This window comes from Janthinobacterium foliorum, from assembly GCF_978021625.1.
In genome coordinates, this window is record NZ_CDXDQE010000002.1 from 154,364 (window position 1) to 173,422 (window position 19,059).

Here is a 19,059-nt window from a genome sequence, read left to right on the forward strand (position 1 = left end):
TCACGACGACTGCTGGCGAGGTTGAGGCTGGCATGTTCGAGTAAAACAGCTGACACTTGTATAAAGGTGGCGGGGATGGGGCGTACGCTTCGTTACAATTGGCGAGATTTGTTAACAAGCATAGAGGAAAAGCCCGCGTTTGGCTGATACATACTTGATACAAAACAAGATTTATTTCTTTACTGTGGCGCGCGTTGCAAAATTGCCTACGAGAATGGATGCTTGCCCCCGTTTGGTGCAGAAAATCGGCGCGCGCCGCTATTGGCTGCGCAGTTAATAGTCGTATAAGATGATCAACAGGCAAACAACAGGCACACCATGGCTTATCCTATCGAACACAAACTGGTGATCGGCGTCGCGTCCAGCGCGCTGTTCGACCTGTCCGAATCGCACCAGGTCTACCTCGACAGCGGCCCCGAGGAATACCGCAAGTACCAGGAAGCGCATATCGATACGGTGCTGGCGCGCGGCGTGGCCTTCCCCTTCATCCGCCGCTTCCTGGGCATCAACAGGCACTATCCGCGCCAGTCGCCCGTGGAAGTGGTGCTGTTCTCGCGCAATTCGCCGGAGACGGGCTTGCGCGTCATGCATTCGATCGCCCACTATGGCCTGGACATTTCCCGCGCCGCCTTCATGACGGGCAAGCCGCCCTATCCCTACCTGCCCGCCTTCAATGCGTCGCTGTTCCTCAGCGCGAATGAAGACGACGTGCGCAGCGCCCTGGCCTGCGACTACCCGGCCGGCCTGGTGCTGCCGTCGCGCACGGAAGACGATGAAAGCGACGAGGAACTGCGCGTGGCCTTCGACTTCGACGGCGTGATCGCCGACGACGAGGCGGAAACCGTCTTCAAGCGCAACAACGACGTCGATGAATTCCACGCCCATGAAACCCTGAACGTGGGCACGCCGCACCGCCCCGGCCCGCTGGCCGGCCTGTTCCAGAAGCTGGCGGCCATGCAGCGCCTGGAAGAAAAGGCCCAGCGGCGCGACCCCGCCTACAAGAAGGTCCTGCGCATCGCCATCATCACGGCGCGCAACGCCCCGTCGCACGAACGCGTGGTGACGACCCTGAAAAGCTGGGGCGTGGCGGCCGACGAGACGTTTTTCCTCGGCGGCATGGACAAGTCGCGCGTGCTGGCCGTATTCAGGCCGCATATCTTCTTCGACGACCAGCTGAGCCACCTGAAATCCGTGGGCGGCACCATCCCGATGGTGCACGTGCCGTTTGGCATCGCCAATGTCCGCGCAGGATAAAACCTGCCGCGCGGCGCGCTTGGCTGGCGGCGGTGCTCGCCGTGCCACGGCACGGTTGCGCTTCCTGGCCGCAAATCACCGCCGCTCGCAACGGTTTTCGCAAGCGCGGAGACAGGGGCGATGGTCTATAATCTTGCCTGTCAGCGCCGTCACTGGCGGCGCGGCGCGTATCACAGCTGTTCCATTCAACTGCCTCTGCCACTAGCGTCGTCGCCTGCATGTCCTTAGACTTAAAAAAATCCCTCCCCAAACCCGGCAGCCGCTTCGCGCTGCCCGCCCTGTATGGTTCATCCGACGCCTATGCCCTGGCGCTGGCCGCGCTGGAATTGAAAGCGCGCGGACAGATGCTGGCCGTGGTGGTGGCGCAGGCCAGCGATGGCCAGCGCCTGCTCGATGAAATACCGTGGTTTGGCGGGAAGGAACTGCGCTGCCATCTGCTGCCGGACTGGGAAACCCTGCCCTACGACGCGTTTTCGCCGCACCAGGACCTGGTCTCCGAGCGCCTGGCCACCCTGCACGAAATCCAGACGCGCCAGTGCGACGTGCTGATCGTGCCGGCCACCACGGCGCTGGTGCGCCTGGCGCCGCCCTCGTTCCTGGCCGCCTACACCTTCTTCTTCAAGAAGGGCGAAAAGCTCGACGAGGCGCGCCTGAAGTCGCAGCTGACCCTGGCGGGCTACAGCCATGTCTCGCAAGTGATGTCGCCCGGCGAATATTCGGTGCGCGGCGGCCTGCTCGACCTGTTCCCCATGGGTTCGGCCCTGCCCTACCGGCTCGATTTGTTCGGCGACACCATCGAAACCATCCGCACGTTTGACGCCGACACCCAGCGCTCGCTGTACCCCGTGCACGAAGTGCGGCTGCTGCCGGGGCGTGAATTCCCCATGGACGAAGCGGCGCGCACCACCTTCCGCAACCGCTGGCGCGAGCAGTTCGAGGGCGACCCATCGCGCTCGGTGGTCTACAAGGACATCAGCAGCGGCATCGCCTCGGCCGGCATCGAATACTATCTGCCCCTGTTCTTCGAGCAGACGTCCACCCTGTTCGACTACCTGCCGCCCGACGCGGCGCTGGCCCTGGTGGGCGACATCGACGCGGCCATCGGGCGCTTCTGGACGGACACGCAGTCGCGCTACCGCTTTTTGAAGGCGGACCGCGAGCGCCCTATCTTGCCGCCCGAAGCGCTGTTCCTGTCGGACGAACAGTTCTTCGCCCTGGCCAAGCCGTATCCGCGCCTGGCGATCAGCAAATCGAACGATGCGCTGGCGTCCGAACTGTCGGCGCCCGTGCCGAACATCGCCGTCAACCGCCGCGCCGACGATCCACTGGCCAACCTGCGCAGCTACCTGCTGCAGCCGGGCCGCCGCGTGATGATCTGCGCCGAATCGAACGGCCGGCGCGAAACCCTGCAGCAGTATTTCAGCGAATACGACCTGCACCTGACGCCGGTGGAAGGCTGCGACGGCTTTTTGCAATCAAGCGCCAAGCTGATGCTGGGCGTGGCGCCGCTGCACGCGGGCTTCGAGCTGTTTACGCCCGAGGGCAACCTGGCATTCATTACGGAGACGGAGCTGTATGCGGGTTCCGGCCGCCGCGTCGGCACCAAGAAGCAGGAAGGCGTGACGCAGGTCGAGTCGATGGTGCGCGACCTGTCGGAGCTGAAGATCGGCGACCCGGTGGTGCACATCAACCACGGCATCGGGCGCTACATGGGCCTGACCAGCATGGACCTGGGCGAAGGCGAGACGGAATTCCTGCACCTGGAGTACGCCAAGGACACCAAGCTGTACGTGCCGGTGTCGCAGCTGCACGTCATCTCGCGCTATTCGGGCGCCTCCCCGGAAGACGCGCCGCTGCATTCGCTGGGCTCCGGCCAGTGGGAAAAAGCCAAGAAGCGCGCGGCCGAACAGGTGCGCGACACGGCCGCCGAGCTGCTCAACCTGTATGCGCGCCGCGCGCTGCGCCAGGGCCATGCGTTTGAATTCTCCGCGCACGACTACCAGCGCTTCGCCGACAGCTTCGGCTTCGACGAGACGCCGGACCAGGCCGAGGCCATCAACAATGTCATCAAGGACATGACCTCGGGTAAACCGATGGACCGCCTGGTGTGCGGCGACGTCGGCTTCGGCAAAACGGAAGTGGCCTTGCGCGCCGCCTTCATCGCCGTCATGGGCGGCAAGCAGGTAGCCATCCTGGCCCCCACCACGCTGCTGGCGGAACAGCATGCGCAAACCTTCGCCGACCGCTTCGCCGACTGGCCCGTGCGCATCGCCGAGCTGTCGCGCTTCCGCACCGGCAAGGAAATCACGCAAGCCTTCAAGGGCATGGCCGACGGCACCATCGACATCGTCATCGGCACGCACAAGCTGCTGTCGGACGACGTCAAATTTACCCGATTGGGCCTGGTCATCATCGACGAGGAACACCGGTTCGGCGTGCGCCAGAAGGAAGCCTTGAAAGCCCTGCGCGCGGAAGTGGACGTGCTGACCCTGACGGCCACGCCGATCCCGCGTACCCTGGGCATGGCGCTGGAAGGCTTGCGCGACTTTTCCATCATCGCCACGGCGCCGCAAAAGCGCCTGGCCATCAAGACGTTCGTGCGCAGCGAGGGCGAAGCCATCATCCGCGAGGCGTGCCTGCGCGAACTCAAACGGGGCGGCCAGATCTACTTCCTGCACAATGAAGTGGAAACCATCCAGAACCGCCTGGCCATGCTGACGGAACTGCTGCCCGAGGCGCGCATCGCCGTGGCGCACGGCCAGATGCATGAGCGCGACCTGGAAAAGGTCATGCGCGACTTCGTCGCCCAGCGCTTCAACATCTTGCTGTGCACGACCATCATCGAAACGGGCATCGACGTGCCGACGGCGAACACCATCATCATGCACCGCGCCGACAAGTTCGGCCTGGCGCAGCTGCACCAGCTGCGCGGCCGCGTGGGCCGCTCGCATCACCAGGCGTATGCCTACCTGCTGGTGCACGATGTGCAGGGCCTCTCCAAGCTGGCGCAGCGCCGCCTGGACGCCATCCAGCAGATGGAAGAACTGGGCAGCGGCTTTTACCTGGCCATGCACGACCTGGAAATCCGCGGCGCCGGCGAAGTGCTGGGCGAGAGCCAGTCGGGCGAGATGACGGAAATCGGCTTCCAGCTGTATTCGGACATGCTCAACGAAGCCGTGCGATCGCTGAAGGCGGGCAAGGAGCCGGACCTGGCGGCGCCGCTGGCGTCGACCACGGAGATCAACCTGCATGTGCCGGCCCTGCTGCCGGCGGATTTTTGCGGCGACGTGCACGAGCGCCTGTCGATCTACAAGCGCCTGGCCAACTGCGCCACGCAGGAGAAGATCGACGATATCCAGGAAGAGCTGATCGACCGTTTCGGCAAACTGCCCGATCCCGTGAAGGCGCTGATCGAGACGCACCGCCTGCGCATCGCCGCGAAAACCGTGGGCATCGTCAAGATCGACGTGCATGGCGAAGCGGCCACCCTGCAATTCATGGCCAAGCCGCCGATCGACCCGATGCGCATCATCGAGTTGATCCAGAAAAACCGCCATATCAAGCTGCATGGCCAGGACAAGCTGAAGATCACGGCCGCCATGCCGGACCTGGCCGCGCGCGTGACGCAGATCAAGACCACCATCAAGCAATTGACGGTGTAGACCACTCATCTCATTTATGCAGGCCTGACCCATGACCAATACCAAGACCATCACCATGAATCTGATCCTGCAGGGCCTGGACGGCGACAGCGCACGCCTCGAACGCATCGCCGCGCTGGCCGCGCCCACCTCCATCACGCGCCTGGGCCCGAACGCCGTGCGCTGCGAGAAGATCGCCTACTCGCCCGCGCTGCGCCCCACCATCGAAGTGGCGGCGCAGGCGGCGCAGCTGGACGCCACCTACATGATGGGCCAGCGCGACCTCAGCGAATTCAAGCTGGTGGCGATGGACATGGATTCGACCCTGATCACCATCGAATGCATCGATGAAATCGCCGACATGCAGGGCTTGAAACCGCAGGTGGCGGCCATCACGGAAGCGGCCATGCGCGGCGAACTCGATTTCGCGGCCAGCCTGACACAGCGCGTGGCCCTGCTCGAAGGCCTCGACGCGTCGGCGCTGCAGCGCGTCTACGACGAACGATTGAAACTGTCGCCGGGCGCGGAAGCCATGCTGGCGGCCGTGCAGCAGGCCGGTTTGAAGACCCTGCTGGTGTCGGGCGGTTTTACTTTCTTTACGCAGCGCCTGAAACAGCGGCTGGGCCTGGACTACACGCACGCGAACGAACTGGAAATCGTCGATGGCAAGCTGACGGGCAAGGTATTGGGCGGCATCGTCGACGCCGAGGAAAAGCAGCGCACGGTGGAGCGCGTGTGCGCGGAGCTGGGCATTTCGCCGTCCGAAGCCATCGTCATGGGCGACGGCGCCAACGACCTGAAGATGATGGGCATCGCCGGCCTGTCCGTGGCCTTCCGCGCCAAGCCCGTGGTGCGCTCGCAGGCAGACGTGGCGCTGAATTTCGTGGGCCTGGATGGCATTTTGAATATCCTGAACTGAGTTGCTGTGCTGGGGTCAGGTCTGCCATTCAGACACGATCTCAGCCTCGGACACAATGGCAACGCTGGTGATATCTGGCCCACCAACTGTTGCCATAATATTGATCCGCTATAGCACCCTGCTTGGAGACGGGTCCGGCATCCCGACCAGGGTTTACAGGCGTGCGCCGCCAAGCACTTGCAACTTAAGCAGCGAAACCATACTCAGCATCAGCCTAAAACAGAACACTTAATGTTGAGATCGTGTCGAAATGGCAGACCTGACCCTCCCCCTTCCTCCCCCTTCTTTGCGCCGCCAAGCACCTGCACTTAAGCTGCGAAACCGTACTCCGCATCAGCCTAAACAGAACATTTAAGGATGAGATCGTGTCTGAACGGCAGACCTGACCCTCCCCCCTACATCTGCCACAAACGCAGCGGCAGCAATCCCCACCAGGCCAGCACCAGCAGCAGTTGCAGCGCCGCCAGCAACGCCACCCAATCCCATTTCGCCAGCGCGCCAGCTTCGGCCGCGGTGCCACGGCTGCGCCAGCAGCGGGCCAGGCCGAACGCCATGGCCAGCGGCAGCGCGCCCGTCGCCAGCGCCAGCAGCACGCTGGCCACCGTCACGTCGCCCAGGCGCAGGTAGGACTGGAAGAAAAAGAAGGGCAAGGGCAGCGCCAGCGCCAGCAGCGACAGCACGGGCGCGAACAGATGGTCGCCGCGCCCCAGCGCGCGGCGCGCGGCACGGTAGGCGCCCGCCAGCAGCACGTACAGCAAGCCCGCCACGCCCAGTGCCAGGCTGCCCCACAGCACCAGCATGCGCAGCATCGACACCCGCTCATAGCTGCGCAGGCCGTCGCTGAGGATATGCCGTCCATCCTCCTGCATCAGCACGTGCGATGCGGTGCTGCGGTCGCTGGCGCGGAACAGGAAGCCGCCGGCCGGCTCCAGTTCCGTCGGTTCGCCCTGGAACGGAATCAGGAACAGCGACTCGCCATCCCATTTGAGGCGCGTAAAACCGAAGACGGCATCGATCCAGGCCATGCTGGCCATGGGACTGGGCGACGGCAGGTACACGCCCTGCCAGTTTTCCACCGTGGGAGCGGGCGTGCCACGCGCGGCCGGCGCGCGCAGGGGCACGTCCAAGTCGCGCAGCAGCAGCCGGTTGAAGCGTTCATAGTCGGCTGCTTCCGCATCCGTATTGAAAGCCACGAAAAAGGCGCTGTCCTGCTCGGGGTAGATGCACAGCATGGCGCGGAAACCCACCGTGGTGCCCGGATGGCAGGCGCCCACCACATTGTGGCGGTCGCGCACGGCCAAGGCCAGGCCATGCCCCGTCGCCAGGCCCGCCTGCGCCGCATCCGTGCCGGCCGGCTCGGACAAGGCGCCCATCAGGGCCAGGTCGATGAATTGCGCGCCGTTCAGCCGGCCGTCGCCCATGAGGAATTGCGCCAGCTTGCCCATGTCGGCCGCCGTCGTGGTGAACTGCGCGGCCGGACGCAAATACTGGGGCACGGCTGCCTGTGCGACGCCATGCTCGAAGTGGCCCATGGCCAACCGCGGATCGGCCTGCGCGCCCGCGTGTGTGCCCGTTTGCGTGACAAAGCCGAAGGTGCTGTCCGCCATGCCCAGCGGCTGCAGCAGCTGGGCGTCCAGATAGCGCTCGTACGGCTGGCCCGTGACTTTCTCGATCACCATGCCCAGCAAGCCATAGCCCATGTTCGAGTAGGCATAGCGGCTGCCCGGACGGGCACGCACGCGCAGCAGGTTGCGCCCGCCATCGAAGGCTTCGGCCAGCGGCGTCTCCGGCGCAGGCTTCAGGCTGAATGCCTGCCAGAAGCGCACATTGTCCAGGCCCGAGGTATGCGCCAGCAAATGGCGGATGCGCACGGGATCGCTGGCTTGCCACGGATTCTTCAGGGCCGGTTCGGGCAGCACCTGGTGCAGGGGCGTGTCGAGCGTGAGCCGGTCTTCGCTGATCAGGCGCATGACGCCCAGCGCCAGCGCCACCTTCGCCACGGAACCTACCTGCACGCGCGTGTCCGCCAGCATGGGCAATTGTTTCGAGGCATCGCGCAAACCCGCAGCGCCCGTGCGCACGCTACCATCGGGCATGACTTCGCTCCAGACGGCGCCCGTCAGGCCCTCTTCCTTCAGGCCGGCGGCAAACTCCGCGTCCAGCGTGGCGCCGGCGGCGTGCGCCGCGGCACAGCACAGCAGCAGCGCCGGCACGGCGCGCCGCAGCCATGCGCGTCCATGCTCCAGGGTCGTATGTAATCTGTTAAGTTTCAACAATTGAGCAGCCTCTCCATGCGTGGCCTGCGCCCCCTCGCCGCGGCACTTGTTACAATTAAAAACTGCGCAAAAAGTGAAGCAAGGGAGACTACATGTCACAAGATATTATTTCCGATACCAACATCCAGCAGACCAAAAACCTGGCCTGGTGGTTGTACCTGATACATGGCGCCAGCTTCGTGTTCTCGCTGGGCGCCTTTTCCTTCATTCCGCTCATCATCAATTACGTGAAGCGGGATGAGGCGGCCGGGACCTTCGTATACAGCCATCACAGCTGGATGATCCGTTCCTTCTGGTGGTATGTGTGCTGGATCGTCGTCGGCGCCGTACTGTGGATCACCATCATCGGCATTCCGCTGGCATTCGTCGTGTGGGGCGTGGCCTGGCTGTGGAAAGCCTACCGCCTGCTGCGCGGCTTCCTTGACCTGAGCAACAACACGCCCGTGCCCATGTAAGCCGGCAGGCAAGCCGTCGCGCTGGCCTGCCACCCCGCCTACATCGCCGCGAATGCCCGTTCGATATCGGCGATCAAATCCTGCGGATCTTCCAGCCCCACGTTCAGGCGCACCAGCTGGCCCGGCAACTGCCAGCCCTTGCGCATGGACGCGATGCGGTACGGCATCACCAGGCTGTTCGCGCCGCCCCAGCTGTAGCCAATCTTGAACAATTGCAGGGCATCGATGAAGCGGTCCGTCTGCGCCTCCGTGTAGCGGGCATCGAACAGCACGGAGAACAGGCCGCCCGCACCCGTGAAATCGCGCTGCCAGATGGCGTGGCCGGGGCAATCGGCGAAGGCCGGATGCAGCACCGTGGCGATCTCGCTGCGGCCCTTGAGCCAGCTTGCCACCGTGCGCGCACCCGCGTCATGCGCATCGAAGCGCAGCTTCATGGTGGGCAAGCCGCGCAGCACCAGGTAGGCATCATCGGCCCCCACGCCCAGCCCCAAGCGCATGTGCGCCTGCGCCAGGCGCTCGTGCAAGGCCCGCTCGCGGGTGATCAGGGCGCCCATCAGCACGTCGGAGCCGCCCGACTGGTACTTCGTCAGCGCCTGCATGATGATGTCCACGCCCAGCTCGAAGCCGCGCAGGGCCAGGCCCGCCGACCAGGTGTTGTCCAGGGCCACCAGCACGCCGCGCGCATGGGCGGCCGCGCAGATGGCGGGCAGGTCCGGGACTTCCATGGTCACGGAACCGGGTGCTTCCGTCCAGATCAGCTTGGTATTTTCCTGAATCAGGGCGGCGATGCCGGCGCCGATCAGTGGGTCGTAATAGCGGGCCGTGATGCCGAAATCCTGCGCCAGCCAGCGTCCCAGTTCCCGGTTCGGATTGTAGATATTTTCCGGTAGCAATACATCGTCGCCCGTCTTCAGCAGGGCAAAGTCCGCCATGGCGATGGCCGCCAGGCCCGACGGCGCCAGCAGGCAGTATTTACCCCCTTCGATTTCGGCCAGCCGCGCTTCCAGGGTGAAGGTGGTGGGCGTGCCGTGCAAGCCGTAGGTGTAGGCGTTCTTGTCTTTCCAGTCGCCCGAGCGCATGGCCGCCACGTCCTTGAACAGCACGGTCGACGCGTGGTGGATAGCGTTGGGAAAGGCCGCAAAGCCTTGCGGCGCCTGGTAATCGCTGTGGATCAGCGCGGTTTGCGGGGATTTGGGTATGGTCATGGCATCGTCGGCAAATAAAAAAGGCGGCCCAGCCTGTGCTGGTCCGCCTTGATTGTAAGGGCTTCTGCCCTTGCCTGCCGTACGTCTGACAGAGTGTTACACCTTGTCGAATATCATTTTCACCGTGAAAAAACGTTCAGGCCAGGGCGCGCTGCCGCAGACAGTACCTTAATGTACAGCAAGGCAGCGCGACGCCGGCATGACGTTCTTACTCCGCAGCGCCCCACAGGTCGTGCGCGTCGGCCGAGGTGATGGTCACATCGACGAACTGGCCCACGGCCAGCTTGCGGTGCGGCTCGTATGGCGGCTTGACGTAGACGACGCCGTCGATTTCCGGCGCGTCGGCGGACGAGCGGCCCACGCCGCCGGAGCGGGTGACTTCATCGATCAGCACGCGCACGGTTTTGCCGACCTTGGCTTGCAGGCGCTTGCGGGAAATTTCTTCCTGCAGCAGCATGACGCGGCCGCGGCGCTCTTCGCGCACTTCTTCCGGCACGGGATTGGCGAGTTCATTGGCCGTCGCGCCTTCGACAGGCGAATACGCGAAGCAGCCCAGGCGGTCGATCTGCGCTTCCTTGAGGAAGTCCAGCAGGTACTCGAATTCCGCCTCCGTCTCGCCCGGGAAACCGGCGATGAAGGTCGAGCGGATCGTCAGGTCCGGGTTGATGGCGCGCCAGGCCTGGATGCGGTCCAGGTTTTTCTCGCCGCTGGCGGGACGCTTCATGCGTTTCAGCACGTCAGGATGCGCGTGCTGCATCGGAATGTCGAGGTATGGCAGGATGTGGCCGCCGCTCATCATCGGGATGATCTGGTCCACGTGCGGGTATGGATACACATAGTGCAGGCGCACCCAGGCGCCGTAGGACTTGGCCAGCTCGCCCAGCGCTTCCGTCAGCTGCGTCATGTGGGTCTTGACGGGACGGCCATTCCAGAAACCGGAACGGAATTTCACGTCCACGCCATACGCCGACGTATCTTGCGAAATAACAAGCAATTCCTTGACGCCGGACTTGAACAGGTTTTCCGCTTCCATCATCAATTCGCCGATCGGGCGCGACACGAGGTCGCCGCGCATCGACGGGATGATGCAGAAACTGCAGCGGTGGTTGCAGCCTTCGGAAATTTTCAGGTAGGCATAGTGCTTCGGCGTCAGCTTGACGCCTTGCGGCGGCACCAGGTCGAGGAACGGCGCGTGCGGCTTGGGCAGGTGCAAGTGGACGGAATCCATCACTTCGGCCAGCGCGTGCGGCCCCGTGACGGACAGCACCTTCGGGTGCACCTTCATGATGATGTCGTCGCCGGCAGCATCTTTCTTGGCGCCCAGGCAGCCGGTCACGATGACTTTGCCGTTTTCAGCCAGCGCTTCGCCGATGGCGTCCAGCGACTCTTGCACGGCAGCATCGATAAAGCCGCAGGTATTGACGATCACCAGATCGGCGCCAGCGTAGGATTTCGCCGTTTCGTAGCCTTCGGCGCGCAGTTGGGTCAGGATTTGTTCGGAGTCGACCAGCGCTTTCGGGCAGCCGAGCGAGACAAAGCCCACTTTCGGCGCCGCACCTGGCATGGCCAGCATGGCCTCGGGCTGGGCGGAAGGAAGGGGAATACGGTGAATTTCAGACATAGTTGGCAGCTAGTAAAATGGTGAGGCGAATCGGCTATTGTACCCCGAGCCGCCCTTAGCTGTCAGTGGCGGTCTGGTTTTGCTGCGGGATATGCAACGGTGCGAGCCACGGGCGACCTGCCCTGAGCATATTCTTTCACGTATTCCATATCTGGCTGCAGCCCATACTTGACTAATGTACTTGTTATTTCATACACAGTCTCGCTATAATAAGATTTTATTGCTCTGTGGAAATAAAATGTTCATCAAAAATTTCGTTGCCAACGTTTTTGCAGCAGCCATCTCTGCGCTGATGCTCGGTGGCTGTGTCACAACGCATGTGCAGCGCCCTCTCAGCGTCGGCGTGCCCTCCGAAGGTACAGCCGTTGCTGTCAGCATTACTGCCAACACTGATGCGGTGAACGGATTGGGCCAGATCACCTTGGGCCGCCTGAGTAGCGGAGACGCAGTATCCAGCCTGGTCCTGCAGCAATATATCCTGAACCAGGTTGCCAAGGATATGGCGCGCGACACGACTCTTTTCATGGGGACCCTGCCACCGGGGAAATACTACTTCAGTCAACTGGCCGACGCCGGCAAATCAAACCGCTACATCAAAATGGGCAGCGGCCTGGGCTTATTTACTGTGGAGGAAGGCAAGCCGGTCGATCTGGGCCGCCTGATCGTCACTCCTCTCTATGGCGAGCGTGTACTGGTCGGCCGCAGCGTGCGGGTGCGAGACAACCGCACCCTGCTCGAACGCTATTCTCCCGAGCACCTGAAGCTGTTTGCACCCGAAAAGACAGTCAGCTGGTCCGGATCGCGCAGTGATACGGATCGCGCTGAGGAAGTCGCCATGGCCCGCCCCACCGGCGCCGAATGCGTGACGGAGCTACCAGACGGCAGCGTGGCGGCCGCAACCCGCATGGGCACAGTGCTGTGGCGCAGCCCTGAGGGAACATGGAAACAACTGGCCAGCGACAAAATAGAGACGCTGAACTGCGTGCAGCCGGTGCAAATGCCGGATGCAGACTTGCTGGCCTTCGGCGAGTTCGGCACCCTGCTGCGCCATGCGCCGGGACAGAACAAGCTTGAACCGATTGACACTGGCAACCTTCCCTATGGCAATCTGGTCGGACTGGCTGGCAATATGGACGCTGGCTGGTATGTCGCCGTCCAGCGTAACAATGAAGTCACGATTTATCATTCCGCCCGTCTCGAGCGCGGCGAGTGGAATCAGGTACGCAGTGAGAAGCTGGGGAAGTGGCTCCTGAACCAGGACACCTGGTTCTGGCTGCGCGATATCGGCACAGGCTTTGCCTACACGTCGACGAAAGGAACGCTGCACCTCTACGACTACGCCAGTGGCCAGTGGTCAGAGCGGGCAATGCCTGATCGCCGTGTGGATGCGATGCGCATCAGCGGCAGCGGCATGTGGAGCCTCGTAACACAAGGTTACGGGCCATTTGCGATCACCTCCAGAGATGCTTTCGTTTCAGTGAATCAAGGTCAAACCTGGCAAGAGGTCGCCGCTAGCCACATTCCGCTGGTTCAGCGTACCGATGGCACCCTGCTGCGTTTTGAAAGCAGTCTGATGAGCGATACGACCTTACATGCCAGTAGCGACATGGGCAAAACGTGGACACTGGTGGACGCCAAACCGAAATCACGCGAGTTGACCCCGCTGAAATCGGGTGCGATTCTGGGAAAAATAATGCAGTGGAGCGTGCCGGCGCAATTTGAAATATCGAACGACGGCGGCAAAAGCTGGACTGCCGAAAGCATGAAGTGAAAGTTCTGACCGTCAGTCGACAATGCCATGCCCACCCGATGTGAACGATGACTACCAGGCGGCATCCGTGCCGTCTGCCTGGATCGACTTGCAGAGCAAGAGCCGGATGGCGGACGCGCCTGAATAGGTGGTGGAAGGCACGTCGATTGAAACCCTGATTGAGCAGATCTTTGGCAATCAGGAAGTCAGCTATATCCACGTCCACCACGCCAGACGCGGTAGCTACGCTGTCCGGGTTGACCGGGCATAGGTAGCAATGGATTGCATGTGCGATTCTCAGGCTCCTGCATCGCTTATCATCCAATGCAGGCTATGAGCTTGCTCAGTCCGGTTCCAAAGCACGGCAGGAAGCAGCACCTGGGAATTCAATACGTAGCTTGGGCCAGGTACCTTGCCAATTCTTGCCACGCACGCGGCCTGCGTAGACCGATTGCTTCGCTGTCAGAAATCGCTCTGTCGGCCGGACCACCAGATCGAAAAGATCATGCAGGCCGAAAGGAGCCGCTATATCGATGCCTGCAAGGTCATTGAGTCGCACACCCACGGCAGTGGCGGTTTCCGGCCAGTATCTCCTGGCATCGGAAGCGGTCAGGTAAGGCAGGTCCGCATTGCGTTCATGCATACGCGCCTGATTCTTTACCGACCAGCCCAGCGTGCCGTCCCGTGCTCTTAAATTCGACTCAAGCATGGCGTCATGCGCCTGTGTCGCCTTGCTTGGGTCGTACCAGATGACGTCGATATCGTGAGGCAGTGGCGAGGGCGAACGTTGATGCAAATGATCCCAGACACAGCATCGCACAAATCCCGCAGCGACCCAGCAATCGGGCAGATCAAGTTCCCTGACAAGACGAAGGACATGCATACGCTCATTATCGGCTGCAATCATTGCTTGCAATTGCTCAAGCAGCGCCATACATACTCCTCGTGGACCTGCAGTTGCATATCAAACGAACGCTGCGATGTCATCCTTGCCGGACAGCGTCTGCCCATCAAGGAAAAATGGTTGTACCATGCTCCGATCAAAACCTGGCACACCGAGGCGATATGGCGCCTGAATGCACAACGGCACAGGAACTCCTGTGCCGTTGTACGACGTAAAAACCGGATCAGCTTATTTTTTGTCCGTCGGCGGAACCGGCGGCACGAACGGGAACGTGCCGAACAGATTCTTGCTCTGGCTCTGCATCTGTTCCTGCATCTGCACGAACAGGCTCTTGCTCTGGTCGATGTAGTTGTTCATCATGCCTTGCATCATCGGACCCTGGACATTCATGAACTGGGTCCACATTTCCGGGCTGAATGGCTTGCCTTCGAAACTGCCGGCCGACGTGCCCGTGAATTTGTGCTGGATATCGGTAAACGCTTGCACGTTCTTTTCCAGGTAGGATCCCATCATGCCCTGCATGGCGTGGCCATAGTAGCGGATGATCTGCGACAGCACGCTGCTCGAGAACATGGGCGCGCCGTTGGCTTCCTCTTCCAGAATGATCTGCAGCAAGATGCTGCGCGTCAAATCTTCACTGGATTTGGCATCCACGACTGTAAAGACCTCGTTATCCAACACCAGCTGCTTGACGTCCGTCAAGGTGATGTAGGAGCTGGTTTGCGTGTCATACAGACGGCGGTTGGGATATTTTTTAATCAGGCGGTCTATATTTTTTTTTGCACTACTCATCACAAGTTCCACTTATTGCGCCGCAGCGCGTACTGAGTTAATCCGAAAAAAAAGCGAACGTGGGTCCGCTTTCGCACCTGCCTACTTTTTGCATTATAGAGTGGAAAACGGCTCCATTGCACATCAGGGTAGTAGATTCCCGCATTTATTGCAACGCAACTAAAAGTAGATTCCTGACAAGACCGGAGATCACCGCGGTCTTGCCCTGCCAGAAAGCTTGGCCTTCCCTATTCGGCCCTGACTTTAACATACCGGCCAGGCGCCGCCTCGATCGGCGCGTGGCGCTTATTGCCGGGCTTGCCTGGCGCCTTGACGTCGGCGCCGCCGTGTTCGGCCAGGAACGCCGCCCATTCGGGCCACCAGCTGCCCACGTGCTCCGTCGCGCCTTCCATCCATTGCTCGGCGCTTTGCGGCTTCGACCTGGCCGTGCGTGGCTGGTCATTGCTCCAGTAGCTGCGCTTTTTCTTCGACGCGGGATTGATCACGCCGGCGATGTGGCCGGACGCGCCCAGGATGAAACGGTTGGCTTTTGGCTTTTTCGGGTTCAGCAGGGCCGTGCTGGCATACGCCGCGCCCCAGGGCACGATATGGTCTTCGCGCGAACCGTAGATGAAGGCGGGCGCGTCGATGCTGCTCAAATCGACCTTTTCGCCGGCCACCGTCAGCTTGCCCGGCACTTTCAGGCTGTTTTCCAGGTAGGTATTGCGCAGATACCAGCAAAACATGGGGCCGGGCAAACTGGTGCCGTCGCCATTCCAGTACAGCAAGTCGAACGCGGGCGGTTCCTTGCCCTTCAGATAGTTCGACTGCACGTAGTTCCACACCAGGTCGTTCGGCCGCAGGCTGGAGAAGGTGCTGCCCAGGTCGCGGCCCGACATCAGGCCGCCCTTGGCCAGGGTTTGCTCGCGCAGCGCCACCTGCGGCTCGTCGATGAAGACGTCAAGCGCGCCCGTGTCGCAAAAATCGAGGAAAGTGGTCAAGAGGGTCAGGCTGGCGGCCGGGTTCTGGCCGCGCGCCTTGAGCACGGCCAGCGCCGTGGAAACGATGGTGCCGCCCACGCAAAAGCCGAACATGTTGAGCTTGTCCTGGCCGGAAATCTCCTGCACCACGCGGATGGCTTCGATGACGCCCTGCTCCACGTAATCGTCCCACGTAACGTGCTGCATGCTCAGGTCCGGATTGCGCCACGACATCAGGAATACCGTATTGCCCTGCTCCACGGCATAGCGCACGAGCGAATTTTCCGGCTGCAAGTCAAGGATATAGAATTTATTGATGCATGGCGGCACCATCAACAGGGGCCGCTGGTGTACCGTGGGGGTGCTTGGCGTGTACTGGATCAGCTGGAACAGCGCGTTTTCAAACACCACCGTGCCCGGCGTGGTGGCCACGTTGCGGCCCACTTCGAACGCCGATTCGTCGGACTGCGAGATGCGGCCCTTGCCCATGTCGGCCAGCATGTTGCTCAAGCCCTTGGCCAGGCTCTCGCCCTTGGTCTCGATCAAGGTTTGCTGGGCGTCCGGATTGGTGGCGAGGAAGTTGGCGGGCGACATGGCGTCGACGATTTGCTGCACGGCAAAGGCAATCTTCTGCTTCTGGTGCGGCGTCGCTTCCACGGCATCGGCCATGGCAGTGAGAAATTCGGCGTTCAGCAGGTAGGCGGCCGCGTTGAAGGCGGACAAGGGACTGGCGTGCCAGGCCGGCGCGGCGAAGCGGCGATCCTTCAGCTCCGGCGTCTTGCCCGCCATGAAATCGGTCCACAAGCCCGTCAGCTTGGCGACATAGGCATTTTTCAGCTGTTCGATCACTTCCGGCTTGATGCTGGCACCCGCATCCTGCAAAATGCCGGCAATCGGATTGCTGGCCGGCTGCGGTACCATGTTGAACCACGTTTTCCACTGCTCAGGATTGCTGATCTGCGCCATCCATTCCTTGGTCATCATTTGAGGATCGGGCATGTTCATAGATATATGTAAGTCCATTCAAGAATTGGGGACGCCAAACAAAACCTGCTGAACGCCAGCATTGTTCGGCGTCGAAACGTAGTCGAAGAATAACTTTTTGATCACCTGCATGCAAACCCTGCATGCAAACCTTTACTGACTGCCACTACTCATGATGCTCATGACCGCTGTTGCCTGGATCTATGTCGTCGGCCTCATGGCGCTGACGGAACCGTCCGTCGTTGCCGGGGTGATGACCTTCGTGCTGTACTGCGTCATCCCGCTGTCCATCCTATTCTATCTGACGGGCTCGCGGCGACGCAAACGCAAGGCCGAGCGTATCGCGGACATGCGGGCGCGCGCTCTCGCCTCAGCAGACGATAAAACAAAAACGGCAGACACATAAGTGTCTGCCGTGCAGATTATTTGCGCCAGATCAAGCTGGCCTGTCGTCCCGTGACGCCATCGCGCCGGTACGAGTAAAAGCGTGCCGCATCGCTGACGGTGCAATACTCCCCGCCCGCCACTTGTGCCACGCCGTCGCGCAGCAGCATGGTGCGCGCCAGCGCATAGATGTCGGCCAGGTACTTGCCTGGCTTGCCAGCGATGGCCGTGAACGCGGCCGATAGAACTTGCCGCTCTGCATCGTCATGCGCGCCGTCGCGGAACGCTTGCAGGACATCGTGCCCCACTTCAAATTGCTGCGGACCGATCGCCGGCCCCAGCCACGCGAGGATCTCCGTCGCGCCCTGCGCCCGCATGCGTTCCACCGTGCGCCGCAAGACGCCGCTGGCCAGGCCGCGCCAGCCCGCGTGCGCCGCGCCCACGACGAGTCCGTCATGCGAGCAGAACAGCACAGGCAGGCAATCGGCCGTCATCACCACGCACACGGCGCCCGCCTGCGTGGCGACGCTGGCGTCGGCGTCCGGCACGCAACCGTGCAGGCTGGCGGCGTCCGCCACGGCCACGCCATGCACCTGCGACAGCCAGGCTGGCTGCGCCGGCAAGACGCCGGCCAGCCGCGCGCGGTTGTCCAGCACGTGCGCGGGCTCGTCGCCCACGTGCGTGCCCAGGTTCAAGCCGCCGCCGCCCTGCTCGTCACCATACACGCCCTGGCTGACGCCGCCAGCGCGCAGCGTCGACAGCGCCCCCACATTGGCCGGCAAGCCGGGCCAGTGCGGAACGAGGCAAGGCAAGGCTGCCTTCATCAGACCTGTTCCGGCTCGGGAATGCCGGCCGTGGCGATCAGTTGCGCGAAGTCGTCGGCCAGCGGCACGATCCACTCGCACGCTTCCAGGGTGCCCGGATGCACGAGGCCGAGACGGCGCGCCTGCAGCGCCTGGCGCGAGAAGACGGACACCAGGTGCTGCTTGCCATACACATAGTCACCGACCAGCGCAAAGCCCAGATGCTGCATGTGCACGCGGATCTGGTGCGTGCGGCCTGTTTCCAGGCGACATTGCATCAGGCTCACGGGGCGGCGGTCAAGTTCGCCGCTGCCGATCAATTCGTAGTGCGTGATGGCCGGCTTGGCCGTGAAATTTTCCGACACGGCCATCTTGACCCGGTCGCGCGGGTGGCGCGCGATCGATGCGTCAATGGTGCCCGCCGCTTTCGGCGTGCCCCACACAAGCGCGAAATACTCGCGCTTGACGGTGCGTGCCTGCAGCTGGCGCACCAGGTCCGTCTGCGACGCCAGGGTCTTGCCGACCACCATCAGGCCGCTCGTATCCTTGTCCAGGCGGTGCACGATGCCGGCGCGCGGCACGCCGGCCAGCTGCGGGCAGTGGTGCAGCAGGCCGTTGAGCAGGGTGCCGGACCAGTTGCCGGGGCCCGGATGCACGACCAGGCCGGCCGGTTTGTTGATCACGATGATATGCTCATCCTCGTGCACGATGTTCAATTCCATCGCTTCCGGCTTAAAAGCCTCGTCTTCCGGCGCGCTTTGCGGCAGAATGACGATCTTTTCATCGCCATAGGCGGTCATGTTGCGTTTGGCAACTTTTCCGTCGACGGTCACGAATCCGGCTTCCAGCCACAATTGCAAGCGGCTGCGCGAGTATTGCGGCACCAGCTTGGAGATGACTTTATCGAGGCGGTGGCCGCAGGCGTCCGGCGTCAGTTCCAATGTAATCGGGGCCATTTCCTCGAAGACGTCGTCGGCGGCAAAATCGCCGTCAAACGCCGCTTCGGCAGCATGGTCAGAAAGGGAGTCAAACGCGGGGTCAGCCAAATTAGGCTTCGGAGTTAATATCACAGCATTCCCATCGGCTATAATCAGCCTATTGTAAAATCTTGG

Annotated in this window: 15 protein-coding genes; 7 read left to right on the forward strand and 8 right to left on the reverse strand. The window is 62.1% G+C overall.

Going from position 1 to position 19,059, the window contains the following annotated elements; genetic code table 11:
* The first annotated feature begins 318 nt into the window (after positions 1-318).
* The 3 genes from ACZ92H_RS05135 (at position 319) to serB (ending at position 5,814) form a co-directional block, all read left to right on the forward strand.
* Positions 319-1,254, forward strand: coding sequence for a 5'-nucleotidase (locus ACZ92H_RS05135; RefSeq protein WP_131375197.1), 936 nt, complete (start codon positions 319-321; stop codon positions 1,252-1,254).
* Between the two features lie 218 nt (positions 1,255-1,472).
* Positions 1,473-4,916: a transcription-repair coupling factor gene (gene mfd / locus ACZ92H_RS05140; protein WP_465048561.1), complete on the forward strand. Its 3,444-nt coding sequence runs from the start codon at positions 1,473-1,475 to the stop codon at positions 4,914-4,916.
* Positions 4,917-4,971: 55 nt separating this feature from the next.
* The gene (gene serB / locus ACZ92H_RS05145; RefSeq protein ID WP_465048850.1) at positions 4,972-5,814 is read left to right on the forward strand and encodes a phosphoserine phosphatase SerB; all 843 of its coding nucleotides are present in this window, start codon (positions 4,972-4,974) and stop codon (positions 5,812-5,814) included.
* Positions 5,815-6,209: 395 nt separating this feature from the next.
* Here serB and ACZ92H_RS05150 read toward each other — a convergent pair whose 3' ends face one another.
* Positions 6,210-8,090, reverse strand: a complete 1,881-nt coding sequence (locus ACZ92H_RS05150; protein WP_465048562.1) for a serine hydrolase domain-containing protein — start codon at positions 8,088-8,090, stop codon at positions 6,210-6,212.
* Positions 8,091-8,182: 92 nt separating this feature from the next.
* On the opposite strand from ACZ92H_RS05150, the gene ACZ92H_RS05155 reads away from it, so the two are divergent.
* A complete protein-coding gene (locus ACZ92H_RS05155) occupies positions 8,183-8,545 on the forward strand; it encodes a DUF4870 family protein (protein WP_131375191.1) in 363 nt (120 codons plus the stop codon).
* 38 nt (positions 8,546-8,583) lie between these two features.
* On the opposite strand, the gene ACZ92H_RS05160 is transcribed toward ACZ92H_RS05155, so the two are convergent.
* Both ACZ92H_RS05160 and rimO read right to left on the reverse strand, forming a co-directional pair.
* Positions 8,584-9,750 (reverse strand): cystathionine beta-lyase, encoded by a 1,167-nt coding sequence (locus ACZ92H_RS05160; RefSeq protein WP_465048563.1) that lies wholly within the window; start codon positions 9,748-9,750, stop codon positions 8,584-8,586.
* A gap of 208 nt (positions 9,751-9,958) precedes the next feature.
* Complete coding sequence (gene rimO, locus ACZ92H_RS05165) at positions 9,959-11,314, reverse strand: 30S ribosomal protein S12 methylthiotransferase RimO (protein WP_465048851.1); 1,356 nt, start codon at positions 11,312-11,314, stop codon at positions 9,959-9,961.
* 295 nt (positions 11,315-11,609) lie between these two features.
* Between rimO and ACZ92H_RS05170 the strand changes: the two genes are divergently transcribed.
* Entirely contained in the window at positions 11,610-13,142 is a 1,533-nt protein-coding gene (locus tag ACZ92H_RS05170) for a sialidase family protein (protein ID WP_465048564.1), read from the forward strand.
* Between the two features lie 130 nt (positions 13,143-13,272).
* Positions 13,273-13,392 (forward strand): DUF1203 domain-containing protein, encoded by a 120-nt coding sequence (locus ACZ92H_RS05175; protein ID WP_465048565.1) that lies wholly within the window; start codon positions 13,273-13,275, stop codon positions 13,390-13,392.
* 72 nt (positions 13,393-13,464) lie between these two features.
* Here ACZ92H_RS05175 and ACZ92H_RS05180 read toward each other — a convergent pair whose 3' ends face one another.
* The 3 genes from ACZ92H_RS05180 to phaC form a co-directional block, all read right to left on the reverse strand.
* Entirely contained in the window at positions 13,465-14,055 is a 591-nt protein-coding gene (locus ACZ92H_RS05180; protein WP_465048566.1) for a nucleotidyltransferase family protein, read from the reverse strand.
* Between the two features lie 198 nt (positions 14,056-14,253).
* A complete protein-coding gene (gene phaR, locus ACZ92H_RS05185) occupies positions 14,254-14,817 on the reverse strand; it encodes a polyhydroxyalkanoate synthesis repressor PhaR (protein WP_092800050.1) in 564 nt (187 codons plus the stop codon).
* A 227-nt stretch (positions 14,818-15,044) separates the two neighbouring features.
* Complete coding sequence (gene phaC / locus ACZ92H_RS05190; protein WP_465052352.1) at positions 15,045-16,781, reverse strand: class I poly(R)-hydroxyalkanoic acid synthase; 1,737 nt, start codon at positions 16,779-16,781, stop codon at positions 15,045-15,047.
* 151 nt (positions 16,782-16,932) lie between these two features.
* Here phaC and ACZ92H_RS05195 point away from each other — a divergent pair, with 151 nt between their 5' ends.
* Positions 16,933-17,166: a hypothetical protein gene (locus ACZ92H_RS05195; RefSeq protein ID WP_465048568.1), complete on the forward strand. Its 234-nt coding sequence runs from the start codon at positions 16,933-16,935 to the stop codon at positions 17,164-17,166.
* Between the two features lie 16 nt (positions 17,167-17,182).
* Here the strand turns inward: ACZ92H_RS05195 and pgeF are convergent, their stop codons facing one another.
* On the reverse strand, positions 17,183-17,968 hold the full coding sequence (gene pgeF, locus ACZ92H_RS05200) for a peptidoglycan editing factor PgeF (RefSeq protein ID WP_465048569.1): 786 nt from the start codon (positions 17,966-17,968) through the stop codon (positions 17,183-17,185).
* Positions 17,968-18,993, reverse strand: a complete 1,026-nt coding sequence (locus tag ACZ92H_RS05205; protein WP_131375176.1) for an RluA family pseudouridine synthase — start codon at positions 18,991-18,993, stop codon at positions 17,968-17,970. Before ACZ92H_RS05205 ends, pgeF begins: the two co-directional genes overlap by 1 nt.
* Positions 18,994-19,059: the final 66 nt, after the last annotated feature.

What these genes read in the sequence shown, in the direction of transcription:
- rimO (WP_465048851.1), bottom strand. Translation starts at nt 11,314, where the DNA reads ATGCCAGGTGCGGCGCCGAAAGTGGGCTTTGTCTCGCTCGGCTGCCCG.
- serB (WP_465048850.1), top strand. Translation starts at nt 4,972, where the DNA reads ATGAATCTGATCCTGCAGGGCCTGGACGGCGACAGCGCACGCCTCGAA.
- ACZ92H_RS05160 (WP_465048563.1), bottom strand. Translation starts at nt 9,750, where the DNA reads ATGACCATACCCAAATCCCCGCAAACCGCGCTGATCCACAGCGATTAC.
- phaC (WP_465052352.1), bottom strand. Translation starts at nt 16,781, where the DNA reads ATGAACATGCCCGATCCTCAAATGATGACCAAGGAATGGATGGCGCAG.
- mfd (WP_465048561.1), top strand. Translation starts at nt 1,473, where the DNA reads ATGTCCTTAGACTTAAAAAAATCCCTCCCCAAACCCGGCAGCCGCTTC.
- ACZ92H_RS05135 (WP_131375197.1), top strand. Translation starts at nt 319, where the DNA reads ATGGCTTATCCTATCGAACACAAACTGGTGATCGGCGTCGCGTCCAGC.
- ACZ92H_RS05170 (WP_465048564.1), top strand. Translation starts at nt 11,610, where the DNA reads ATGTTCATCAAAAATTTCGTTGCCAACGTTTTTGCAGCAGCCATCTCT.
- pgeF (WP_465048569.1), bottom strand. Translation starts at nt 17,968, where the DNA reads ATGAAGGCAGCCTTGCCTTGCCTCGTTCCGCACTGGCCCGGCTTGCCG.
- ACZ92H_RS05195 (WP_465048568.1), top strand. Translation starts at nt 16,933, where the DNA reads ATGATGCTCATGACCGCTGTTGCCTGGATCTATGTCGTCGGCCTCATG.
- phaR (WP_092800050.1), bottom strand. Translation starts at nt 14,817, where the DNA reads ATGAGTAGTGCAAAAAAAAATATAGACCGCCTGATTAAAAAATATCCC.
- ACZ92H_RS05155 (WP_131375191.1), top strand. Translation starts at nt 8,183, where the DNA reads ATGTCACAAGATATTATTTCCGATACCAACATCCAGCAGACCAAAAAC.
- ACZ92H_RS05180 (WP_465048566.1), bottom strand. Translation starts at nt 14,055, where the DNA reads ATGGCGCTGCTTGAGCAATTGCAAGCAATGATTGCAGCCGATAATGAG.